Annotated in this window: 21 protein-coding genes; 17 read left to right on the top strand and 4 right to left on the bottom strand. The window is 43.2% G+C overall.

Features of this window, described 5'->3' with window-relative positions; genetic code table 11:
* Positions 1 to 54: 54 nt before the first annotated feature.
* From BB427_RS21475 to BB427_RS21410, 14 genes are all read left to right on the top strand, one after another.
* The gene (locus BB427_RS21475) at positions 55 to 939 is read left to right on the top strand and encodes a cation diffusion facilitator family transporter (RefSeq protein WP_069023163.1); all 885 of its coding nucleotides are present in this window, start codon (positions 55 to 57) and stop codon (positions 937 to 939) included.
* Between the two features lie 107 nt (positions 940 to 1,046).
* Entirely contained in the window at positions 1,047 to 1,565 is a 519-nt protein-coding gene (locus BB427_RS21470; protein ID WP_069023162.1) for a hypothetical protein, read from the top strand.
* 14 nt (positions 1,566 to 1,579) lie between these two features.
* Positions 1,580 to 2,191 carry a superoxide dismutase gene (locus BB427_RS21465; RefSeq protein ID WP_069023160.1) on the top strand — a complete coding sequence of 204 codons (612 nt, stop codon included), beginning with the start codon at positions 1,580 to 1,582 and terminating at the stop codon, positions 2,189 to 2,191.
* Positions 2,192 to 2,333: 142 nt separating this feature from the next.
* A complete protein-coding gene (locus tag BB427_RS21460) occupies positions 2,334 to 3,692 on the top strand; it encodes an AlkA N-terminal domain-containing protein (protein ID WP_069023158.1) in 1,359 nt (452 codons plus the stop codon).
* Entirely contained in the window at positions 3,689 to 4,150 is a 462-nt protein-coding gene (locus BB427_RS21455; RefSeq protein ID WP_045987656.1) for a methylated-DNA--[protein]-cysteine S-methyltransferase, read from the top strand. Before BB427_RS21460 ends, BB427_RS21455 begins: the two co-directional genes overlap by 4 nt.
* A 104-nt stretch (positions 4,151 to 4,254) precedes the next feature.
* Positions 4,255 to 4,980, top strand: a complete 726-nt coding sequence (locus BB427_RS21450) for an amino acid ABC transporter substrate-binding protein (protein ID WP_254663682.1) — start codon at positions 4,255 to 4,257, stop codon at positions 4,978 to 4,980.
* Between the two features lie 56 nt (positions 4,981 to 5,036).
* On the top strand, positions 5,037 to 5,615 hold the full coding sequence (locus BB427_RS21445) for a thymidine kinase (RefSeq protein ID WP_069023154.1): 579 nt from the start codon (positions 5,037 to 5,039) through the stop codon (positions 5,613 to 5,615).
* A gap of 181 nt (positions 5,616 to 5,796) precedes the next feature.
* Entirely contained in the window at positions 5,797 to 7,194 is a 1,398-nt protein-coding gene (locus BB427_RS21440) for an ATP-binding protein (protein WP_069023152.1), read from the top strand.
* Between the two features lie 400 nt (positions 7,195 to 7,594).
* Positions 7,595 to 8,851 carry an efflux RND transporter periplasmic adaptor subunit gene (locus tag BB427_RS21435; protein WP_069023151.1) on the top strand — a complete coding sequence of 419 codons (1,257 nt, stop codon included), beginning with the start codon at positions 7,595 to 7,597 and terminating at the stop codon, positions 8,849 to 8,851.
* A gap of 14 nt (positions 8,852 to 8,865) precedes the next feature.
* The gene (locus BB427_RS21430; RefSeq protein ID WP_039491636.1) at positions 8,866 to 9,588 is read left to right on the top strand and encodes an ABC transporter ATP-binding protein; all 723 of its coding nucleotides are present in this window, start codon (positions 8,866 to 8,868) and stop codon (positions 9,586 to 9,588) included.
* Between the two features lie 3 nt (positions 9,589 to 9,591).
* Positions 9,592 to 10,905 (top strand): ABC transporter permease, encoded by a 1,314-nt coding sequence (locus tag BB427_RS21425; protein ID WP_069023149.1) that lies wholly within the window; start codon positions 9,592 to 9,594, stop codon positions 10,903 to 10,905.
* 10 nt (positions 10,906 to 10,915) lie between these two features.
* Positions 10,916 to 12,118 (top strand): ABC transporter permease, encoded by a 1,203-nt coding sequence (locus BB427_RS21420; protein ID WP_069023147.1) that lies wholly within the window; start codon positions 10,916 to 10,918, stop codon positions 12,116 to 12,118.
* Between the two features lie 114 nt (positions 12,119 to 12,232).
* Positions 12,233 to 13,573, top strand: coding sequence for a sigma-54-dependent transcriptional regulator (locus tag BB427_RS21415; RefSeq protein WP_069023145.1), 1,341 nt, complete (start codon positions 12,233 to 12,235; stop codon positions 13,571 to 13,573).
* Between the two features lie 8 nt (positions 13,574 to 13,581).
* Positions 13,582 to 14,871 (top strand): sensor histidine kinase, encoded by a 1,290-nt coding sequence (locus BB427_RS21410; protein WP_069023143.1) that lies wholly within the window; start codon positions 13,582 to 13,584, stop codon positions 14,869 to 14,871.
* 39 nt (positions 14,872 to 14,910) lie between these two features.
* On the opposite strand, the gene BB427_RS21405 is transcribed toward BB427_RS21410, so the two are convergent.
* From BB427_RS21405 to BB427_RS21390, 4 genes are all read right to left on the bottom strand, one after another.
* On the bottom strand, positions 14,911 to 15,555 hold the full coding sequence (locus BB427_RS21405; protein ID WP_069023141.1) for a 2OG-Fe(II) oxygenase: 645 nt from the start codon (positions 15,553 to 15,555) through the stop codon (positions 14,911 to 14,913).
* Positions 15,556 to 15,618: 63 nt separating this feature from the next.
* A complete protein-coding gene (locus BB427_RS21400; RefSeq protein ID WP_069023139.1) occupies positions 15,619 to 16,092 on the bottom strand; it encodes a low molecular weight protein-tyrosine-phosphatase in 474 nt (157 codons plus the stop codon).
* Between the two features lie 128 nt (positions 16,093 to 16,220).
* A complete protein-coding gene (hmpA, locus tag BB427_RS21395; RefSeq protein ID WP_069023137.1) occupies positions 16,221 to 17,390 on the bottom strand; it encodes an NO-inducible flavohemoprotein in 1,170 nt (389 codons plus the stop codon).
* A gap of 25 nt (positions 17,391 to 17,415) precedes the next feature.
* Positions 17,416 to 18,633: an NnrS family protein gene (locus BB427_RS21390; RefSeq protein WP_069023135.1), complete on the bottom strand. Its 1,218-nt coding sequence runs from the start codon at positions 18,631 to 18,633 to the stop codon at positions 17,416 to 17,418.
* Between the two features lie 386 nt (positions 18,634 to 19,019).
* Here BB427_RS21390 and norR point away from each other — a divergent pair, with 386 nt between their 5' ends.
* From norR to bfr (BB427_RS21370), 3 genes are all read left to right on the top strand, one after another.
* Complete coding sequence (norR, locus tag BB427_RS21380) at positions 19,020 to 20,582, top strand: nitric oxide reductase transcriptional regulator NorR (RefSeq protein ID WP_069023133.1); 1,563 nt, start codon at positions 19,020 to 19,022, stop codon at positions 20,580 to 20,582.
* Between the two features lie 241 nt (positions 20,583 to 20,823).
* On the top strand, positions 20,824 to 21,294 hold the full coding sequence (bfr, locus tag BB427_RS21375; protein ID WP_010374801.1) for a bacterioferritin: 471 nt from the start codon (positions 20,824 to 20,826) through the stop codon (positions 21,292 to 21,294).
* Positions 21,295 to 21,297: 3 nt separating this feature from the next.
* On the top strand, positions 21,298 to 21,780 hold the full coding sequence (gene bfr / locus BB427_RS21370) for a bacterioferritin (RefSeq protein WP_039491612.1): 483 nt from the start codon (positions 21,298 to 21,300) through the stop codon (positions 21,778 to 21,780).
* Positions 21,781 to 21,886: the final 106 nt, after the last annotated feature.

The following is a 21,886-nucleotide window of genomic DNA, read 5'->3' as shown; positions in this document are numbered from 1 at the left end:
CCGTTGGGGCCATTGAAAGTGGCCCCTTCTTCGGATCAATAAATAGGATTGAGTATGTCTCACGCACATCATCACCATCATGGAAACAAGCTCGGTTGGGCCGTATTTGTTAATATTCTACTGAGTGTCGCGCAGGTCGTTGGTGGCATTCTTTCTGGCAGTCTCTCTTTGGTTGCTGATGCGCTACATAATTTAAGTGACGCCGGTGCGCTTATTATCGCGTTAGTTGCGCAAAAAGTTGCAAGAAAGCCGGCCTCACTTGAACTCACTTATGGCTATCAACGTGCTGAAATAATTGGGGCGTTAATTAATAGTGCGACACTCATCGTTGTTGGGGTTTATCTGTTATTCGAGGCGATTTCTCGATTTTTAAATCCAGAGCCAATTGATGGCTGGATAGTGGTGTGGCTCGCGGCCTTGGCGTTAGTTATCGATGTTATCACAGCGCTTATTACTTATTCTGCAGGTGCAAAAACCAGCCTAAATATTCGTGCGGCATTTATTCATAATGTTTCTGATGCTGCGGCTTCCGTTGCAGTGATCGTGGCCGGAACATTAATCATCTTATATCAATGGTATGTGGTGGATCTTATCGCCACTGTGTTGATCTCCGCGTACGTGATTTATCATGGCGTAGAACTGAGTAAAAGTAGTATTAGAATTCTCATGCAGGCGACGCCAGATAATATTAATATTCAGGAGGTTAAGGAATACCTTGAGACACAAGAAAATGTTAAAACAGTAAGCCATATCCATGTTTGGCAGCTCAATGAGCATGAATATATTTTAGAGGCGCAAGTTGTCATTACGTCCTTGAGCGACCAAAGCATGCTAGCACGGTTAAAAGAGGGGTTACAGTCGCGGTTTGGATTGTCGCACACCACACTTGAATTAACCGAGGACTCTTTGGTAGCACATAAGTGTGTAGAAATTAAATAAATACAAATGAAAATGGTTTGCATTAATGTTTATGTGATCGTATAGTGCCCCAATAGCTCATACTGGTTTGCTTGCACAAGTAAGCTAGTTCGGTAATAGGGGAGAATATGAAAAATCGCATGGACCTTAGTGCAAATCGCTTAGCCAGCGGAGCTTGCGCGTTATCTTCAGTGCTGTCACCTTGGCAAGCTAAAATACTCTCTGGTAATCAAGCATATCAAGCGCAAATATTTCTGCGTGCTCGTGACGAATATCAAGTTGCATTGACACTCGCAACAGGTATTTTAGATGAATTTTTATTATGCCAAAAAGACAATGTCGTGATGAGTGCCATAGCGCATAGTTTGCCAGCTGTCGTGGTATCCGCGCATAATCTAGCTGACACTTTTATTGCGCTAGAACAGCCAAATAGAGCGTGCCAGCAACTTATCTCAATCCATCTGAAGATACATGCAACTTACCTTGAATATAACAACGAACTTGCGCCTATTGTCTTGCATCATTTGCATAAAACTCGACAAGAGTTGATCCATTTTGCAAAACGCTATCCTCACTTACCTGAGCTTATTCATCAAATTAACGAAGCGATGCTGGTAACGCACCTGCATGCTCGCGTTTTACATTAACATTTGGAGGTCGAATGGCTTATACCTTACCTGAGTTACCGTACGCATATGATGCACTGGAACCACATATCGACGCGAAAACGATGGAGATCCATCATACTTTGCATCATCAGACATATATAAACAAAGCAAACGCCGCTTTAGAGGGGACAGAGTTCGCAGGTAAAGACACCGAAACGTTGCTGAGAAATATTAAAACGTTACCTGAAAACTTACAAAAAGCAGTGCAAGAACATGTCGGCGGGCACAATAACCATAGTTTGTTCTGGCAAATTATGACTCCAAATTATGCGCCTTTATGTGACGGGCCGTTAAAACAAGCGATAGAAAGTGAGCTCAGTGGTTTTGATAGCTTTAAAACTGAATTTACAAACGCTGCTGTCAGTCGATTTGGTAGTGGCTGGGCATGGTTAGTTGTAGATGAAAATGGCAAGTTAGCGGTGACGAGTAGTCTTAACCAAGACAGCCCCTACATGGAGCAGCACACCCCAATATTGGGTTTAGATGTGTGGGAACATGCTTATTACCTCAAATATCAGAATCGTCGACCAGAATACATCGCGGCTTTTTACAACGTCATTAATTGGTCTGAAGTCGAGCGCAGATATAATCAAGCAGTAGGTTAGTACTTTTCTTATTTCCTCAGTTAGTTAAGCCCCTAGTGGGCTTTTTTCATGAATACTCCAAACATGGTTGAGTACCAAAAATGGCTAGTTTGCTATAGTGATAGCTATTAGACTGAGTGAAAACGAAGTACGAGCGAAAGTCATGTATACACCAGAAGTTTGTTCTCAAGCTAGAAATAGTCGCGATGCTAGATTTGATGGGTTGTTTTTTGTTGCGGTCAAGAGCACCGGTATTTATTGTCGGCCAATATGCCCAGCACCTGCAGCAAAAGAAAAGAATGTAGAGTATTTTCAATTTGCCCACAATGCTGCGCAAGCAGGCTTTAGGCCTTGTATTCGCTGCCGTCCCGATAGTGCACCGGGTAGTTATGCATGGCTTGGCACGGAAACAACCGCAGTCAGAGCCAAAAAGTTAATCGACGAGGGAGCCTTAATACGTCATTCGACAGAAGACTTAGCCGATAGGTTAGGCATTTCGGTCCGTTACTTAAATAAAGTATTTAATCAATATTTTGGTACCAGCCCCAAACAATATGCACTTTATAAGCAATGTGACTTAGCTAAGCAGCTGTTACAGCAAAGTGACCTTCCTGTTACGCAAGTCGCGTTTGCCGCCGGCTTTAACTCATTGCGACGCTTTAATGATGCATTCCAAAAGCTGTATCAGTTATCACCAAGTCAACTCAGACAAGACGCAGGTAGTGGCTCTGCCATTGCGATTTACTTGTCCTATCGACCGCCGTACAACTGGGACAAAATGCAGCAGTTTTTGGCGATGAGAATTGTGCCCGGTATCGAGTGGTTAACAGAAGATAGTTATGGGCGAACCGTGATGATACAAGGTGAAACAGGGCGTTTCACCGCGACTATCGAACCTGAAAAACATCGCTTTAAAGTGGCTATCGCGCTATCCGATTTATCCTTGTTAGTTCCGATGATTGCACAGATCAGGCGGGTGTTAGATTTGGATGCGGATACCTGTTTTATTGAGTCTCACCTTCATGAAGCAGCACCTGATTTGCCGCTACAAGAGGGACTCAGATTACCTGGGATCTGGAGTGAGTTTGAAGCGGGAATGAGAGCTATTTTAGGTCAACAAATCAGTGTTCAAGCGGCGAGAAACTTACTTGCTTTATTGGTTGAAACACTTGGTGAGGTAGCTGAAGATGGCATGCGTTACTTCCCTAAGCCTAAGGCCGTATTTGATAGTGATCTCGCCTTTTTCAAAATGCCTGAGCGGAGAAAAGCGGCTATTAAAGCTTTCGCTGAGCAATATGTTGGTTCGGAACATGTTGAACTTGATGACTGGTTAAATATTAAAGGGATAGGCCCTTGGACTGTCGACTATGCAAAAATGCGCGGATTGAGTCATCCAGACATTTACTTGGGTGGTGATTTAGGGGTCAAAAAGGCAATGGAAAAATCCTTAAAAACAATAGATATCGAAAAGTGTGCTCCTTTTCGTTCTTATTTAACTTTTCAACTATGGCAACAATTATGATTGAAACTACATTAACCTCGCCCACTGGAGAGTGGATAATACAAGCGTCTGCTGATGGTTTACGATATGTCGGTTTTTTTCCAAAAACGCGCTATGAGCAAGGGGAAAATCGGCATACAGAAATGGCAAAAAAACAGTTAACAGAATACTTTGCTGGCAAACGCCAACGCTTTGATGTGGTACTTGATGTGGATGGTACGCACTTTCAAAAGCAAGTCTGGCAGGTGTTGGCACAAGTACCATTTGGTGAAACGCATAGTTATGGTTGGATAGCTGAGCGCTTAGGAAACAAAAATGCTGTCCGTGCTGTTGGCGCTGCTAACGGCAAAAATCCAATTAGTATCATCGTGCCTTGTCATCGCATTATTGGTGCAAATGGCAAACTAACAGGATATGCTGGCGGACTTGAAGCGAAAGAGTGGTTGTTACAACATGAGGGAGTGAGCTTCAAAAAATAGAGTATACTAGTGGTTAATCGTTGTTATTTCGATTGACTATATGTTTGGAGTGAATGTTGAGACTGCTATTTATTGTTTTTTGCGTTTTTACTTCGTGGGCCTGTATGGCAACAGAGGTTCGCTTTTGTTATGAAGATAAACATGCTCCACCCTTTATCCATGGTGCAGGACAAACTGTGCCATCGGCAAATCCAGGCGTCACGATCCAGATAGTACAACAGCTTGACGAGCACGTAAAAGAGGTGAGCTTCACTTATGCTCGAAAGCCATGGAGCCGTTGTTTGCATGAGCTGGAAAATGGTAAAGTTGATGCCGTGGTGGCAAGCCATCGAGCGTCTAGAGAAGGGCTAATGGCATATCCAAAGAACCCCGATGGCACTGTTGCACAGCAATATGCAATTAATCGGATCAGCACTTGTTTACTCAAAAGCAAAACCAATAAAGCAACATTAAATCTGAGCAAAGAAATAGAACTCGCAGTCCCTCGTGGCTATGCTATTCGAGAAAGTATGCCAAAGCATTTTTCCATATTTGAAACCGACTCGTTGGAGCATGCTATTGCCCTGGTTGAAAATGAATTACTTGATGCGACCATAGGTCTTTGCCAAATCGGTAATATGCCAATCACATTATCACCCCCCTTTAACCACTTAGAAGCGGTTTTTCCACCGTTAGAAACGTCGTTTGGTTTTATGGCATTTTCTGAGCAGTTTTATCAGCAGCACCCTGAGTTAAGCTGGAAAGTGTGGCGTGCAAGTCAGCTTATTAACCTCGACACCTTATATAGTGAGTATTTACGTTCACAAACCACCCAAATGGATAAGCAATAGATCTTTTAATCGTTAGTCAGTAAACTAGCGCGAATTTTTATTTCGAAATATCTATTATGGCTCAGCTTTATTTTTACTATTCGGCAATGAATGCCGGTAAATCTACGACTTTATTGCAGTCGGCATTTAACTACCGAGAGCGAGGCATGCGCCCGTTTATTATCACCGCTGCAATTGATAATCGTGCTGGTGTGGGCAAAGTAGCGTCGCGTATCGGCTTAGAGGCTGAGGCGCAAGTTTTTGAAAGCCAAACAGATGTGAAAGCACTACTGATGTCTGCTCATACCGAGAATAAAATTGACTGTGTATTGGTAGATGAGTGCCAGTTTCTAACAAAAGCTCAAGTCGCAGAGCTGGCGGATATCGTCGATGAACTGCGGATCCCGGTATTATGCTATGGTCTTAGAACGGACTTTCGTGGTGAGCTGTTTGAAGGCTCGCAATATTTGCTGGCATGGGCAGATAAATTGATTGAGCTAAAAACCATCTGTCACTGCGGTCGCAAAGCAAACCGAGTGCTTCGCACCGATGAGCACGGCAAAGCTATTGCGGATGGCGATCAAGTTGTGATTGGTGGTAACGATAGGTATGTTTCTCTTTGTAGAAAACACTATAAGGATGCCCTAAGCGCATAAGTATATTCAAACCTGATGTACTGTGAAGAGTGGCTTCTTTACAGTACAGATCCCGTTCTATAGTCACTCAGTATTTCTTCCTACCATAGTGCTAAATATATACCATTTTCTGGTTCGAATAATTTGGTAAACCTGCGGATTTGTACCATCCTTAAGAAATAGGAGTAAGGGTGTCATTTTAATGAGTCAGCAGCAGCCATTATCTTTCTTAAACGTTTCAGAACCTGATGAACAAAGCCTAGACGAGTGTGCATCTCCTTGGGTCGTGTTGATTGTCGATGATGAACCTGAAGTGCATGATGTGACTAAACTTGTGTTAACGGCTTATCGGTTTGAATTAAAACCGCTTGAGTTACTTCATGCCTATAGCAAAAAAGAAGCGATTGATATTTTAAGCAATCGAGATGATGTTGCATTGATTTTACTCGACGTCATTATGGAAAGTGAAGAAGCGGGCTTAGAATGTGCGCAATACATACGTGAAGAGCTTGGCTATCATAACGTGAGAATAGTACTGCGCACCGGTCAGCCTGGCAGTGTACCTGAACATGAAGTCATGCTGCGTTATGATATCAATGACTATAAAAATAAAACTGACCTCACAAAATCTCGTCTATTCACTATGTTAACCAGCTCGCTGCGCTCTTATCGAGATTTAAATCGACTTGAGTTGTTGACCGATGAACTAACCAAACTTAACGAAGGATTGGAAGAAAAGGTCAAGCAGCGCACCCATGAACTTGAATCGTCAAATGATGCCTTAAGAGAGGCATATAACCGTATTGCTGAGCAGCAGCAAGCGTTGATCCAATCAGAAAAGCTCGCTTCAGTAGGACAGTTTGCTGCGGGTGTAGCCCATGAAATAAATAATCCGCTTGCGTACTTAAAAAGTAACTTAGAGTTTGTACAAAGTTCGTTGGTTAAGTTGTATCGAGCTTGGCAATTTTTGGCAAATAACTCGCAACTCTCGCCTGAGTGTGCAAAATCGCTGAGTGAATTGGAAAAAGAGTATCAACTAAACTGGGCTTTGAGTGAAAGTGATGATGTGATGGCTGAAATGCACTCGGGACTCGACAGAATTCAACTGATTGTTAAAGAACTGAGTGTGTTTTTTGAGAGTAATCAAACTCAGTTTCAGCAAGTAGAATTCTATTCTCAAATTATGGATTCTGTGATGATTAATTTGGAGTTGGATGGTACAAACTTGAGCTTGATTGAATTTGAAAAAGGAGAGCGGTTTGAGTTGCACTGTGCCCCAGCACTCCTAGAACACAGTATTTACTGCCTCATAAAGAACGCTTTAGAAAGTACGGGTAGAATGCGAAAGGCCATTAAAATCAACACGAAAGTTGAGGATCAAACACTCTCTATCGATATCTTCGATTGTGGTGAGGGGATTGCGGATAAGCTGGTACATCGAGTATTTGATCCGTTTTATACCACTAAAGCTTCAGAAAAGCATGTGGGACTTGGGTTAACTATCGCATCTAATATCATCAAATCTCACGGTGGTGAACTGATCATAAAATCTACTATCGGTAAAGGCACCAGAGCGACTATAAATTTGCCACTAATTTGATTCAACTCTGGTTAATGCACTCTCCAATTATTAAATCTGAACTTAAAGAAATCAGTTAGTTCGCTATCTATCCAATCCTCAAGTTATCTCTTCAGTCGATATATTAAGATGCAGAAATGTGGCGACTGACACCTATAGCGCTATAACTTTAGGTGAAGAAGTGTCCGCTGCGGACACTTTTTCCGTCCGCGGACATATTTTATCCACTTCTAAAATAAAATAAATCAATAAAATCAACGCTTTAAATTTTGGCACAAAGTTCGCCTCTTTTGCTGCATACAAACTAATAAAGAAGATACGTTATGTGGTTAAGTACTGCTTTTTTAATTTCACCCTTGATGATGTTGGCTGTAGCAACGGTTGTGGCGGTATTTGACTCGTTAATTCGAGGAGAATCATTATGATTAAAGACACAAGCGGACAAGACGAAGTGCTCCAAACTGGTAAATCTAAAAAGAAGCTCGGTCTTGTAATAGCGGGTGTTGTCATTATTGCAGCGCTTAGTGCACAAGTCGTGTTTGGTGGGCCAAATGCTAGTAGCTCCGTGGCCAAAGATAGAGTGCAAATTGCAGCCGTGACTTTCGGCGAGTTTACCCGCGATATTGCCGCCACAGGTTTTGTCGTTGCTGCAAATGCACCACAAATTTACAGTCCGGAGCAGGGTTATGTCTCTTTACAGGTTAAAGCGGGTGATAGCGTGACTCAAGGTGAAGTGCTAGCCACAGTCAAAAGTCCAACTTTAACCAACCGGCTCCAACAAGAAGAAGCGGAGCTGCAAAGACTGAGTGGTGAGCTTGAAGGGAAAAAGTTAGATGTTAGACGTCAAAACTTGGCGTTAAATCGCTCCTTAGATCTTGCTCGTGTCGAACTATTAGCGGCAGATAGAGAGGACCGACGAGCTCAGTTATCTATCCAAAAAAACCTCATCAGCCAAATTGATTTAGAAGAAGCGCAAGACGACCTCGCGCGGGCAAAATTAAACTTCAATCATGCAGAGCAAGAAGTTGCGCTAGGCAAAGATACCTTGGCCTTTGAACTTAAATCTGTTGAGAATCAGCTTGAGCGGCAACGTTTAATTGTTGAAGAATTAAAACGTCAAGTTGCAAGTTTAGATGTGATTGCGCCGGTTTCAGGCATAGTCGGTAATTTATTAGTTGATCAAAATGCGCTTGTTAATGCCAATCAGGGGTTGATGAAACTCGTTGACTTAAGTGCTTATGAAGCCGAGCTGCAGGTTCCTGAAAGTTATGCGGCAGAGCTTGGGCTCGGGATGGCTGTCGAGCTTAGGATTGGCAACCAAAATATTTCTGGCGTGTTATCTGCGATTTCTCCAGAAGTAAATAACCGTGAAGTCACCACTCGAGTACGCTTTTCGGACGAAAACATTGATGGCATTAGACAAAATCAACGTTTGTCTGCTCGGATTTTACTAGAGCACAAAGAAAACACCTTAATGGTCAAACGTGGCGCTTTTATGAGTGAAGGTGGACACATTGCTTACAAACTAAGTGGTGATATCGCTGAGCGAATTGAGATCACTACCGGTACCTCAAGCATCAGTGAAGTTGAAGTGCTAAATGGCTTAAAGCAAGGCGATCAAATCATCATCAGTAGTTACGACGCATTCGAACGTGCGCCCAGCATCTTATTAAGATAAGAAGGAAAATAATAATGTTAGTTATGAATAATATCGGCAAAGTATACCAAACTGATATGGTGCAAACACACGCACTCAGAGATTTTAACCTGCAAGTAAATGAAGGAGAGTTTATCGCGGTAACAGGTCCTTCAGGCTCAGGTAAAACGACCTTCTTAAATATTGCTGGGATGCTAGAAGGGTACTCTAGTGGTCAATATATGCTAGATGGAATTGATGTTGGCAAGCTCAACGACAACCAAAGAGCTGATCTGCGAAACCAAAAAATCGGTTTTATTTTTCAAGGCTTTAACCTTATCCCAGATTTAAACTTGTACGAAAATGTTGAAGTGCCATTACGCTATCGTGGTGTCAAGGCGGCTGAGCGCAAGCGCAGAATTGAAAACTGCCTCGAGCAAGTTGGCCTTGCTGGCCGCGCAAAACACTTGCCACAACAGTTGTCCGGCGGACAGCAGCAGCGTGTGGCTATCGCAAGAGCGCTTGCTGGTGAGCCACGCTTTTTACTAGCCGATGAACCAACGGGGAATTTAGATAGTTTAATGGCGCGTCAGGTGATGGAATTACTAGAACAAATTAACCGTGACGGTGCAACGATAGTAATGGTTACCCACGACCCGGAGCTTGCAAGGCGTACACCAAGAAACATCCAGATTGTAGATGGACAGGTTGCGGATTTTACTTTGTATCAAGGTAAAGGTGCGGCTTCACAAGCGTTGAAATCTCAGGTGGGAGCGTAAGTTATGTTTGCCCATTACCTTGATTTAGCCTGGCGTAGCCTAAAAGCCACGCCGCTTGCGACTAGCCTAATGGCGCTGGCTATTGCCATTGGCATTGGCGTCACTATGGTGAGTTTGTCTGTGTATCACATGATGTCCGCCGATCCAATTCCAAGCAAAAGTAGCAAACTCTATGCTGTACAGCTACAAGTGATGGATGAGGGACAAACCTATCATTCAGCTGATGATATTCCCTTTCAGCTGACATTTTTAGATGCGAAAAATCTGTATCAAACGCTAAACATCGACAAAAAAGTCGCGATGTTTAAATCTGGTTTTGCAGTTCATGTAAACAATCCTGAAGTGAGCCCCATGTTGCAAACGACACGGCTAATAACCCGAGAGTTTTTCGCCATGTTTGAGTTGAGTTTTTTGTATGGTGGAGTGTGGAGTCAAAGCCAAGCAGACAATGCTGCACCAGTGACTGTTATTGACGAAACTATCGCACAAAAGTTATTTGGCCGCAGTGATGTGGTGGGAGAAAGTATTTATTTAGCGCAGCGAAGATATCAAGTAGTAGGGGTAACTAAGGAGTGGCAGCCAAACGTTAAAATGTATGACTTAAACAATGGCGCGTTTGCTGATGCCGAACGTATCTTCATTCCCTTCAGTCATGCGGCAGCTTATGAGATTGATACTTGGGGAAATACAAATGGTTGGAAGAGGGAAGAGATTAACAACTTCACGGACAAAATGAATTCAGAAATGCTTTGGACTCAGTTTTGGGTTGAATTAGAGAATGATAAAGAACAACAAGCGTTAGCAACACAACTAGATAATTACATCCAAACCCAACAAGATTTGGGAAGATTTAACCGTAAAACACGAGAATTTTCACTTCGAAATGTCACTGAATGGCTTGAGTACAATAATGTGGTTAGTGAAGATAACAAAGTCATGATTGGTTTAAGTTTTATGTTCCTTGCTGTTTGCTTAGCCAATATTCTTGGATTGTTACTTGCGAAATTTCTTAAACGTGCCCCTGATGTTGGCGTAAGAAGAGCGCTTGGTGCAAGTAAAACGCAAGTGTTTTACCAACACTTAGTTGAAGTGGCGTTGCTTGGTTTTATGGGGGGAGTGATAGGGATAGCTTTTGCTCAGCTTGGCTTATGGGGGATCCGCAGAACTAGCCATGTCTACGAAAGTCTTGCAACGATGGATGTCTCTATGCTGTTAGCAGCGCCGAGCATCGCTATTGTGACTTGTATTCTTGCAGGGCTTTACCCAGCTTGGATAGTGTGTAAAACATCACCTGCTACTTATCTAAAAGTGCAATAAGGAGAGTCCCATGTTGGAATTAAAACCCATTATCAATGCGTTATTGCGCTCTAAAGTTGGTGCTCTACTTGCTATCCTGCAACTTGCCTTGACGTTGGCAATTGTCAGCAATTCGCTGTCCATTATTAGTGAACGCGTCAGCTATCTCAATAAGCCAACTGGCTACCCTGAAGAGTCGATAATCACCTTCAGTGTCATGTCGTTTGACGACAAGATAGATGCAAACCAGCAGCTTATCGTTGATGAGAGAATACTAAAAAGTATCCCTGGAGTTATAGAAGCCGTGGGAGTGAGCTCGGTTCCGCTTTCAGGAGGAGGCAGCAATTCGGGATTCAGCTTAACCCCAGAAGACGATGGTAAACATACAAACTCGGGGCATTTATACGCCAATGAACAAGTGATCCGTACCTTGGGTGTAAAATTGATAGAAGGCCGTGATTTCACATCTGGAGATGTCTTGATCTCAAGTGAATACGCTAAGCAACCAGATGTTGTTATTGCCAGTAAGGCTTTTACGGACGAGATATTTGGTGAGGGTAAAGGATTGGGCGAAACGATTTATTATGGTGGTGGCCCGTTAAAAGTCGTGGGGATTGTTGAGCGTATGACTAATGCTTGGCCGCGTTTTAGAAATGCTGAACGCTTAATTATTTTTCCTATGGTGAATGCGAATGGATTTCAAGATTTCTTAGTTCGCACCGATCCGAGTTTGCGTGGCGAAGTAATGAAAAAAATAGAGTCGGCGCTGCTTCAAGAAAATCCTAGTCGTGTGATCACAGGCATTAAAGGGCTTGATGAGGTGAAAGGAAAGTACAATTCTAAAGACTTATTGATGCTAAGAATGTTGCTAGTGCTCATCACCGCATTAGTCGTCGTGACGGCGCTGGGAATATTTGGTCTTACTCAGTTTAATATCAGCAAACGTACTAAACAGATAGGTACTCGCAGAGCTTTGGGGGCGCGCAAGTCTGCAATTGTTCGTTACTTTGTGGTAGAAAACCTCATTGTTTGTGCAATTGGCTTAGTACTTGGCACTGTGGCTACGATTTTCCTAGGACAAAAGCTAATGTCTTTGTATTCAGTGCCGCCGCTAGAAGTAAGTTATATTTTGATAACGGCGCTTGGGCTTATCGTGCTTTGTATCGCGTCAGTAATTTTTCCTGCTAAGAAGGCGGCGAACATTTCACCGAGTATCGCGACAAGAAGTGTATAACCCTTATGCTAATCAGGTTGTGTGAGTAGCCTGATTAGCATTACTCTAACTTGCCTTGTATTAGTTGTGCTAGTATAGGTAAGTGGCAACATGTAATAACAAGAATAAAATCATATGGATAAAATCTTAATTGTGGATGATAACCCCGCAGTACTTGATGCACTGTCATTGTTACTAGAGCTGCATGATTATCAAGTGGTTACCGCGTGCTCACCGTTAGAAGCAATTAAAGTGGTGTCGTTTCAGCAAATTGCACTAGTTATCCAAGATATGAACTTTAGTGCAGACACCACCTCCGGAGAGGAGGGGGCTGCGCTTTTTCACCAATTGAAAGCACTAAATGCAAAACTCCCTATTATCCTATTAACGGCTTGGACTGAGCTCACCACGGCGGTTGAACTGGTAAAAGCCGGAGCGGCAGACTATCTAGCTAAGCCGTGGGACGATCAAAAGTTACTCACCACGATTGCAAACCTCGTTGCGCTTGGTGAGGCACATAAGCAAGTTGCAAACTTTGAACGGGCTGAACAAGAACGCCAACAGTTTAATCAAGGTGCGGATTTATGCGGGTTTGTGTATAAATCGGTGGCCATGCAGCGAGTCATAGATATGGCGCTGCAAGTCGCCAAATCTGATGTATCAGTGTTAATAACCGGTCCAAATGGTAGCGGTAAAGAAAAAATCGCGGAGATCATTCAAGCGAACTCACCACTAAAAAATCAACCGTTTGTCAAAGTGAATGCAGGCGCGCTCCCAAGTGACTTAATCGAAGCTGAGTTATTTGGTGCTGAGAGCGGTGCTTATACCGGTGCGAATAAGCAGCGTATTGGTCGCTTTGAAGCTGCTGATAAAGGCACGTTATTTTTGGATGAGATTGGTAATTTACCTCTTCCAGGGCAAACAAAATTGCTACGTGTTTTGCAAAGTGGCGAGTTTGAGAGGCTAGGTTCAGTCGAGACAAAAAAAGTATCGGTCCGTGTCATCTCAGCAACAAACGCGGATCTGCTGGCGGATATTCGAGGGGGGAAATTCCGTGAGGATCTATATTATCGCTTAAATGTCATCGAGCTAAACTTACCCGCGTTGTCACAGCGAGTAGATGATATTTTACCTTTGGTCGCGCATTTTTTACCTGCAAGAGGGCTTGCTTCGGATGCCCAGCAAGCATTATGTGAACACCCTTGGCCTGGTAACGTACGGGAGCTTGAAAATGCCTGTAAACGGGCGGCAGTATTGAATCCAGATGGCGAGCTCAGTGCGAAGGATTTTGGGCTTGATGTGCAGGCATATACAGCACAAGTTAGCGTATCACATACCATACGAGAACCCAGTAAAGAAGAATTGGAGCAGGCGCTCAAGACTCATCTTGGCGTGATTGCGAAAGTAGCACGACATTTCAACATGAGTAGACAAGCCCTTTATCGTCGCTTGCAAAAGTTTGGCATTGAATATTAAGGACAATAATGACGACCTCGCAGCAACACGCATTAATCATTGCCATCAGTATTATTATTGGCCTTGTTCCTTTATGGTTCTTACTCGATGACCACAGTGGTTTCATTGTAATAGTAGTGGGATCCGTCAGTGTTGCACTACTGTTGTATAAACTATTAATGCGTGAAAACAAAGCGGGGTGGGAGGCGCTAGAAGTCGGCTTGATGAATTTTAAGGATGGCGAATTTTCTACGTCCATTACCTATAACGCTAACAATGAACTCGGTAGACTGTGTCAGTTATTCAATGAAACAGCAAAGCAGTTGAGAGATGAAAAACAATGGATTTATCAGCGTGAGCTGATGCTTGATAAAGTGCTAGAGTCGTCACCTCAGGTACTCGTCCTCGTCGACTCACAAGATGTGGTGGTATTTGCCAACAATAGTGCAAAAACGTTTTTTATCTGTGAGCATCGCCTTGAAGGTGAGCGTTTTAGTAGGTTGTTATCCGGAGTTCCCGATGAACTTCATCAAGCTGCAAATAACCAACTTGATGGCTTGTTCTCAATACAAAACAGCAGTGGTGAGTCGCAAATGTGGCATCTCGCCAACGGTGAGTTATTACTCAACAACCACTTTCACAAATTATATATTTTTAAGCAATTCACTCGAGAGTTGAGCCGCCAAGAAGTGCAAGTTTGGAAGAAAGTGATCCGCATCATTAGCCATGAGTTAAACAACTCATTAGGGCCTATTTCATCTATGCTGCACAGCGGACAGATCTTGGCTGAACGCGTGGATGAACCTAGGTTAAGTCGAGTCTTTGCGACGATAGAAGAGCGCATTGTGCACCTTAGCGAGTTTGTTCAGGGCTATGGTAAGTTCGCCAAACTTCCTCTGCCAAACATTGGAACTGTGGATTTGCAGGTTTTGTGTGAGCGGCTGCAAAGCCATTGGTCATTCCAATATCAGCTTAATCAAACGCAATTACAGGCGGACACGACACAGTTAGAACAGTTACTTATTAATTTGATAAAGAATGCGACTGAGTCTGGCTCTGAGATAGAGGAAATCTGTGTTCAATCTGAGCAGCGCAGCGACGAAGCTTATATTTGGGTGCTCGATAGAGGCGAAGGCATGAGTGACACCGTGATGGCGAATGCCTTAATTCCATTTTACTCTACCAAAGCGTCAGGAACAGGGCTTGGTTTAGCGCTGTGCAGAGAAATTGTGGAAGCACACAACGGTAAGATCAGCCTCTATAATCGCGAAGGTAAAGGTTTGTGCGTCGAAATTCGGTTACCGAACAAATTATCCTGAGTTTACTCAGGATAATAAACTTAAGACTGAGCTCATCAATTATTTTGGTGGATCAATCGAATGATTAATGCTGGCGTTAACCCTAAACCACCCTGCAATTGAATAGCGCTTTTCGTTGGCAACCAGTACTTCATGAGGAAATTCATCACTTAAAAAGGTAACTAGCGTGCCATAACTTGGCAGCACCGTTGTGAGTATCTCGTCGTGATTATCGGGATTGTAAACAACTAGTTCGCCGCCATTGTCTGACGCCCAAGACTGATTTAAGTACAATACCGTGGTCAGAATTCGGTTGGTCTTTCCCTTAAAGGCGTCCATATGCTTTTTGTAAAACGCCCCTGGAGGATAAATGGCAAAGTGGCTTTCATAACTAAAGAGTCCCATAAACAGCCGTCTGTTTAAATAGGCCTTTAGCTCGCCCATGTAGTTGAGCCAAACAGATTCCAACTCATTGCTGGTGTCTAACCAATGAATCTTATCTCTGCGAATTTTCTTATTTTGCTCGTGAGAGGCTAAACGACCAATTCCAGCTTGCTTAAAGTCGTCATTGCTGAGCTCTGCTATTCTCAATTCTAACTTGGATAAAATGTCGGGACTGACGAAATTTGGCAAAATACTAATGCCTGTGGTTTGTAAGTCCTGAGCTAATTTCTCGAACGGAAATTCTAAGTCTAAATCTAACAATAGCGGCGCCTCTGAAAAAGGTCTTTTTACCGCTTTGTTTGGTACCGATCCAGCGAGTTAATTTCACCTTGTCGATAAGCGAATTTTGTTAATGATGTTTTCACTGGCGGCTTCGATTAAATCAAGCACATGTTCAAAGCCACGTTCACCACCATAATAAGGATCAGGCACTTCATGCTCAGTCATGTCACCAAACGCTAAAAACAGCTGAACTTTATGCGCTAAGTCGTTAGGACAAATGGAGAGTAGATCGCGGTAATTAGCATTGTCTGCACACAAAACTAAGTCGTAATCTTCAAAATCGCTGGGTTTTACTTGCTGCGCAGATATGCCTGAAAAGTCATACCCTCTTGCGCTGCCTGCCGCGACACTTCGTGGATCTGGAGGGTTACCTTGATGATAGCCAATGGTGCCAGCGGAATCGATATGGATTGTTAACTCTGTTGCTGCGAGTTTATGCTTTAATACCGCCTCCATAGTTGGAGAGCGGCAGATATTACCCATGCAGACTACTAAGATACTAGAAATTGCGCTCATATTGTTGTCCTTCAAGTACGCTTTTATACCAATAGTATTCATTCTCCAAGTCTACCGACTTTTTAATTCAGAGCAAAATATAAGGCGCCGGCTAATACTAACAGTATTAGGGCGCCAAATTTAACTCGTTAGTTTGGAAGGTTTTCGTGAGGACCAAATACCTCATAGAATATTTGCTCGGCTTGTACACCGATATTCAGCAGTTGGGTTTTGATAAAGCGCATAAAGGCAACCGGGCCGCATAAGTAGAACTCTCCGTCTGTGAGCGGCAAAGCATTTTTGATTGCGTTGATATCCATCAGTCCAGAATGCGTACCCTCGGCTTCTGACTCCAACCAAGTAACCACATTAAAATCTTGGATATTGCTACCAAGCTCATTGATTTCTTTGTTGAAACCTAAGTCACTGTGAGTTTTATTCGCGTGTAAAAAATGCGCTTCGACTTCAGGTGAATGTTGGCTATGAACACCAAGCATGCAAAGCATAGGGGTTATTCCAACCCCTGCGCTAATGTATACCTTTGGACTGGCTGTGTGTTGTCTGACAAAGCCTCCAGCTGGTGGAGTGAGCTTGAGGGTGTCGCCCTCCTTAAGTGTATGAAGATATTGCGATACTGCACCGTCGTGTTTAGTAGAGATCCTAAGGTACGAACCATTGGGGGCAACAGACAAAGAGTATTGGCGGATCTGCTGAAACCCTGCCACTTCTTTTGGTACAAAGACAGAAACAAATTGTCCAGCTTGGTAATGAGGTAGGGCTTTACCGTCGACAGGCTTGAGATAAAAGCTTTTAATATTTTCAGTATTGCTTATCACCTTTTCAATTGTAAATTCACGAGTTCCTTGCCACCCACCTTGCTGCTCAAGCGCGGTTTGATACAGGCCATGCTCTGCGGTGATAAATAAATCGGCTAAAAACTGGTAGGCACTAAGCCAAGCTTGCTCTATTTCGTCTGTGAATTGCTCGCTGAACTCGGCTTTGAGTGTTGCAATCAAATGCTGGCCAACAATAGCGTATTGCTCCGGTAAAATCCCAAGGCTAACGTGCTTATGGTTGATACGTAAAATGGCGTCACTGAGTACCTCTGGTTGATCAATGTAATTGGCATAGGCCGCTAATGCTGAAAATAGTGCCAATGGCTGTTTTCCCGAAGCCTGATGGGATTGGTTGAATACCCCTTTTAACTCTGGGTGTTGATTGAACATCCGATGATAAAACTTGGCGGTGATCTCGGGACCGACCTGAGTCAATAGCGGTGCACTTTGTTTTACCAACTCAATCGTATTGTGTGTAAGCATTAATATCTCCAGTTTGAGAGTAGAGTTAACCTATTCGCCCATCGACGCGCTTTTTTATCAGCATGGGCGCGAAGGTAATGGAAAAAAGCATAAAACCAAAAACCCAAGCCACGGCACTTAACAGCCATGCATTGTGCGGGTTTATAAAATGAATAAGGAAGGCGCGGATAAGACCTGATATCGCGATACAGATAAATGCCAGTGTAGTTGTCGTGCCTACCTGTAATAGCCGGCCAGTGTGGCCCAAGGTAACGCGAGTCATCATGGCTAAAATCATTAATCCCATGCCATTAATTGCCACTAAGTGAAGGTGGCTACGTAAATACTCAGGTGCAAAGGTATTGTTGTATGCGCTAATTATTAAACCCGTTGCGATTGCACAATATGACAGGTACAGTGACCAAAGCAGCGGTACGCTAAATAATTTACCGTTAAACCAATAAATTGCTCTTATCGAGTGCAGTAGCCCAAGGAGCAGTAGTGCAGCACTTAAATAGTGAGTATTGGGTATTGTAAACTGCAGGATATAGGTGAAAACGCAGATGATGGCGAAGTAAAAGATCGCTCTGTCTAACCTTGGAGTATGTGGTTTTTGTGCTTGCTGCAATCCTCGGGCAATAAAAAACGGAATAACGCGGCCACCCACCACACCAATCAACAGCATGTAAGCAATAAGTGTTGCTTGGCTTGCAGCGCTTAGTAATGAGAAGTGCTGGTTGTGAAGTAAAATTAAAAATACGATGTTGCAGCCACACAACATGCTTACAGCAAAAATAAAAACACGATTGTTTTTGGATTTTGCATCAACAATTACGCTCGTTAAGTTGAATAGTATAATGAGCCAAAAACTTAGTTGTAGTAGCAAGGTGATGATGATTGATGGAGTTGCCACAAAAAAGCTCAGCCTAGCGGCACACCAAATAATACAGAGTGACAGCAGTGCGCCACCATGTAATGTCTGTCTTTGCGTCCAATTTTTTGCTGCGGTTAGCAAAAATCCGGCGACGACAGCACCGCCAAAGCCAAACAGCATCTCGTGGGCGTGCCAATAGGTCGCTGGGTAGCCATTACGCCAAACAACATTGCCATTGAGCAATAAAGCCCATACAGAAATGCTCACGACAGCGAATAACCCCGCGAGTAAAAATAGCGCTCTAAAGCCGAGCATCAACACGGGCCAAGTAGATGGTAAATACCAACACACTGCTTTTGGACTGGGCTCTTCTAGTTGGATTAAGCTCATTTATTTAACCTCCAAACCTAGGTGGTATAGACAAACAAGGCGGATGACGTAGGCGAGCTTAATCAAGGCGGCCAATACGATAGTACTAATATGTGCTGCAATTTGTGAGAAGAGGCTGAAGCTTTCAACGCTAAAAAAACTCACTTGCAGTGACAGCATAAACGCTGCGAGAGAAGTGAAAATGGCGATGTTGCTATATCTTAAAAGTTGGTATGCACGGCTCATCGTTAACTCTGCGAATGTTGATATATAGACTGCACGTTGCAGGTGTCACGCCAACTTTAAAATACTATATAAATCATTGTATTAGTATTCTATTATTGATATTTGAGTCAAATTGACATATCTTAATTAGTGTTTATTTGAATAAGTTGAGTCTTTTTGACATGAATTCGTTAGCGCTCTCCAAATTGCTTGAGCTTAGTATGTCGTTATCACGACTTTCGTTGGCGCAAGAGGGCCGCGAGGTTAAGCAATACGCTAAGTCCTTGCTTTCAGCATTGAGTCAATCTGTTACCGCTGATGCCATCGCCATTCTTTATGGCGATCAGCATGCATTAACTATCCTAGCTTGCAATGGGTTGAGTGCGGACGCTGTTGGGCGGCAATTTTTGCTTACAGAGCAACCTAGATTGATGTCCATTTTCGAGTCTGACGAACTAGTTAGTTTTCCTGCCAATAGCGACTTACCCGACCCTTACGATGGTCTGTTGCTCGCCGAAGAAAGTCGCTTACCAGTGCATGCCTGTATGGGATTTAAGGTCGCGCTGCAAAGTAGCACCTTATTGATGACGTTCGATTGTCTTAAACCTGATAGCTTTGAGCACTTGTCTGAGGTTTATATGAAAACCCTACAAGCAATTGTCTCAAGTAGTGCATTACGTATGTTTGAAGCTGAGTGCCTCTATGAGCAAGCACGTGCATCTACCCTTACTCAATCCCAAAAGTCCGTTAAAAAGCAAATCTTGGTAGGAGAGAGTGCGGTGATGCACTCGCTTAAATCAGAAATTGAACTGGTTGCTGGTTCTGAATTTAATGTGCTTATTCAAGGTGATACAGGAACGGGTAAAGAGTTAGTAGCAAAACACGTACACTTTAACTCCCAACGAAATGACAAACCGTTCGTACAAATTAACTGTGCGGCACTTCCTGACTCGATAGCAGAAAGCGAACTCTTTGGTCACAAAAAAGGCGCGTTTACCGGGGCCGATAAAGACCGATTAGGCAAATTTGCAGCCGCGGACGGCGGCACGCTGTTTTTGGATGAAGTTGGCGAACTGAGTCTGACTTTACAGAGCAAACTATTACGTGTGCTGCAAAGCGGTGAGGTGCAAGCGGTAGGTGCTGACCACATTCATATTGTCGATGTTAGAGTGGTTGCTGCGACTAATCGTGATTTAAAAGAAGAGGTGAGGCGCGGAAAATTTAGGGCTGATCTTTATCATCGCTTGAGTGTGTATCCTTTATTTGTTCCTCCACTGATCGAAAGGCTAGATGACATCCCGCTGCTGGTTGGGTTCTTTTTAGAGCAGCTAAGAGGCACGCTCAACGCAAAACAAGTGGTGATGGATAGGCAAGCACTCAGCCTATTAATGCATTACGACTGGCCGGGCAATGTCAGAGAGCTTGAACATTGTGTCAGTCGTGCAGCGTTAAAAGCTAAGCATCAACAGTGGCAGGCTAATATCATTGAGATCCATGACATAGATATCGCGCCAAAACACAATCAACAAATTCAGCAGGCTGAGTGCCTTACCACGCAAGAGAAAACACCTCCTGTCGCCATGAAATTCGCCGTCGAGCTACTACAAAAAGACATGATCGTTAACGCGATGGAACGTCATGGGTTAAATTGGTCGGCAGCTGCGAGAGAGCTGGAAATGGATAGAGCAAATTTAGTTCGACTGGCAAAGCGTTTAGGGTTGGATGTTAAAAAGCAGATGAGTTAAGCAGCCGGAGCTGCTTTTATAAATCTCAATAACTTAGCAAGTTTCTCATTTTGAGTTCTGATTAAATACAAGCCGTTCAAGAAATGAAACTCTAAATGTAATGAAAATTGTTATTAATACTCTTATAAGTTGTTTATTTTAAAAGGGTATATTAAGAAAACTGTTATTTTTATTTAATCTTGCGAAGAATAAATATTGAACTAGGGTTATAGGGCGTCACTCGACATTATTAGGGGGCCCTATGCAGGGTAATAAGCAAGTCATAACAGCGTTAAATCAAGTGCTTACGCTAGAGTTAACATCGATAAACCAGTTTTTTCTACACGCAAGAATGTACAAAAATTGGGGGCTTGAAGAGCTAAACGAGAAAGCATATAAAAAATCTATCAAGGACATGAAGCAAGCTGATGACCTTATCGAGCGCATATTATTCCTTGAAGGGTTACCAAACCTCCAGCATTTAGAAAAGTTACGAATAGGTGAGCATACCGAAGAGATGATGGCGTGCGACTTAGCGTTTCAACTCGATCAGCTTCCGACATTGCGTGATGCAATTGCGCTGTGTGAACACGAACAGGATTATGTTAGTCGAGAGCTACTAGAAGACATTCTTGAATATGAAGAGGGCTATGTGGATTGGCTCGAAACGCAGCACTTCTTAATCAAAAATACCGGCATTGAAAACTATCTGCAGTCGCAGATTGAGGGGTAAGTTATGCAAGGCAATTCTACCGTTATCGACTTACTCAACAAACAACTTACGCTTGAGCTTTCTTCTATGGATCAATATTTGGCTCATGCCAAAATGTATGAAGATTGGGGACTGGAGAAGCTACACCATAAGTTATCTCACGAATATGAAGAAGAGCTTGATCACGCTAAGCGGATCACGGAGCGCATTTTGTTTTTGGAAGGCACGCCAGATACCGCTTCTCGTGCGCCGATCCACGTCGGTACTGACGTGAAAGAAATGCTAGAAAATGATTTGGCTGCGGAAATACTGGTAAAAGATCACTTGAAAAAGGTGATAGCAGTGTGTGAGCAAGCGCAAGATTATGTTACCCGTGAAATGCTCGAAACCCTGTTAGATGACACCGAAATGGATCACATTTATTGGCTTGAACAACATATCAATTTAATCAAACTAATTGGTTTACCAAACTACATTCAGAGCCAACTTGCTAATAGCCCTGAATGATCCCAACCACCGCGCCTACCTTTGGGTGCGGTTTCTTTGTGCGCCATGCATTGTCTTGGTGATTTATAACGAGCAAGGTATTCGCTATAAAATTAAGCAATCACAA

The sequence above is a fragment of the Pseudoalteromonas sp. BMB genome (assembly GCF_001709235.1).
GTDB classification, from domain to species: Bacteria; Pseudomonadota; Gammaproteobacteria; order Enterobacterales; family Alteromonadaceae; genus Pseudoalteromonas; species Pseudoalteromonas maricaloris.
The sequence above is the reverse complement of the archived record's forward strand: the minus strand, read 5'-3'. Positions and strand labels throughout refer to the sequence as shown.

What these genes read in the sequence shown, in the direction of transcription:
- bfr (WP_039491612.1), top strand. Translation starts at nt 21,298, where the DNA reads ATGCAAGGCAATTCTACCGTTATCGACTTACTCAACAAACAACTTACG.
- BB427_RS21455 (WP_045987656.1), top strand. Translation starts at nt 3,689, where the DNA reads ATGATTGAAACTACATTAACCTCGCCCACTGGAGAGTGGATAATACAA.
- BB427_RS21465 (WP_069023160.1), top strand. Translation starts at nt 1,580, where the DNA reads ATGGCTTATACCTTACCTGAGTTACCGTACGCATATGATGCACTGGAA.
- bfr (WP_010374801.1), top strand. Translation starts at nt 20,824, where the DNA reads ATGCAGGGTAATAAGCAAGTCATAACAGCGTTAAATCAAGTGCTTACG.
- BB427_RS21435 (WP_069023151.1), top strand. Translation starts at nt 7,595, where the DNA reads ATGATTAAAGACACAAGCGGACAAGACGAAGTGCTCCAAACTGGTAAA.
- BB427_RS21460 (WP_069023158.1), top strand. Translation starts at nt 2,334, where the DNA reads ATGTATACACCAGAAGTTTGTTCTCAAGCTAGAAATAGTCGCGATGCT.
- BB427_RS21390 (WP_069023135.1), bottom strand. Translation starts at nt 18,633, where the DNA reads ATGAGCTTAATCCAACTAGAAGAGCCCAGTCCAAAAGCAGTGTGTTGG.
- BB427_RS21445 (WP_069023154.1), top strand. Translation starts at nt 5,037, where the DNA reads ATGGCTCAGCTTTATTTTTACTATTCGGCAATGAATGCCGGTAAATCT.
- BB427_RS21430 (WP_039491636.1), top strand. Translation starts at nt 8,866, where the DNA reads ATGTTAGTTATGAATAATATCGGCAAAGTATACCAAACTGATATGGTG.
- BB427_RS21470 (WP_069023162.1), top strand. Translation starts at nt 1,047, where the DNA reads ATGAAAAATCGCATGGACCTTAGTGCAAATCGCTTAGCCAGCGGAGCT.
- BB427_RS21475 (WP_069023163.1), top strand. Translation starts at nt 55, where the DNA reads ATGTCTCACGCACATCATCACCATCATGGAAACAAGCTCGGTTGGGCC.
- BB427_RS21420 (WP_069023147.1), top strand. Translation starts at nt 10,916, where the DNA reads ATGTTGGAATTAAAACCCATTATCAATGCGTTATTGCGCTCTAAAGTT.
- norR (WP_069023133.1), top strand. Translation starts at nt 19,020, where the DNA reads ATGAATTCGTTAGCGCTCTCCAAATTGCTTGAGCTTAGTATGTCGTTA.
- BB427_RS21450 (WP_254663682.1), top strand. Translation starts at nt 4,255, where the DNA reads ATGGCAACAGAGGTTCGCTTTTGTTATGAAGATAAACATGCTCCACCC.
- BB427_RS21415 (WP_069023145.1), top strand. Translation starts at nt 12,233, where the DNA reads ATGGATAAAATCTTAATTGTGGATGATAACCCCGCAGTACTTGATGCA.
- hmpA (WP_069023137.1), bottom strand. Translation starts at nt 17,390, where the DNA reads ATGCTTACACACAATACGATTGAGTTGGTAAAACAAAGTGCACCGCTA.
- BB427_RS21425 (WP_069023149.1), top strand. Translation starts at nt 9,592, where the DNA reads ATGTTTGCCCATTACCTTGATTTAGCCTGGCGTAGCCTAAAAGCCACG.
- BB427_RS21410 (WP_069023143.1), top strand. Translation starts at nt 13,582, where the DNA reads ATGACGACCTCGCAGCAACACGCATTAATCATTGCCATCAGTATTATT.
- BB427_RS21400 (WP_069023139.1), bottom strand. Translation starts at nt 16,092, where the DNA reads ATGAGCGCAATTTCTAGTATCTTAGTAGTCTGCATGGGTAATATCTGC.
- BB427_RS21440 (WP_069023152.1), top strand. Translation starts at nt 5,797, where the DNA reads ATGAGTCAGCAGCAGCCATTATCTTTCTTAAACGTTTCAGAACCTGAT.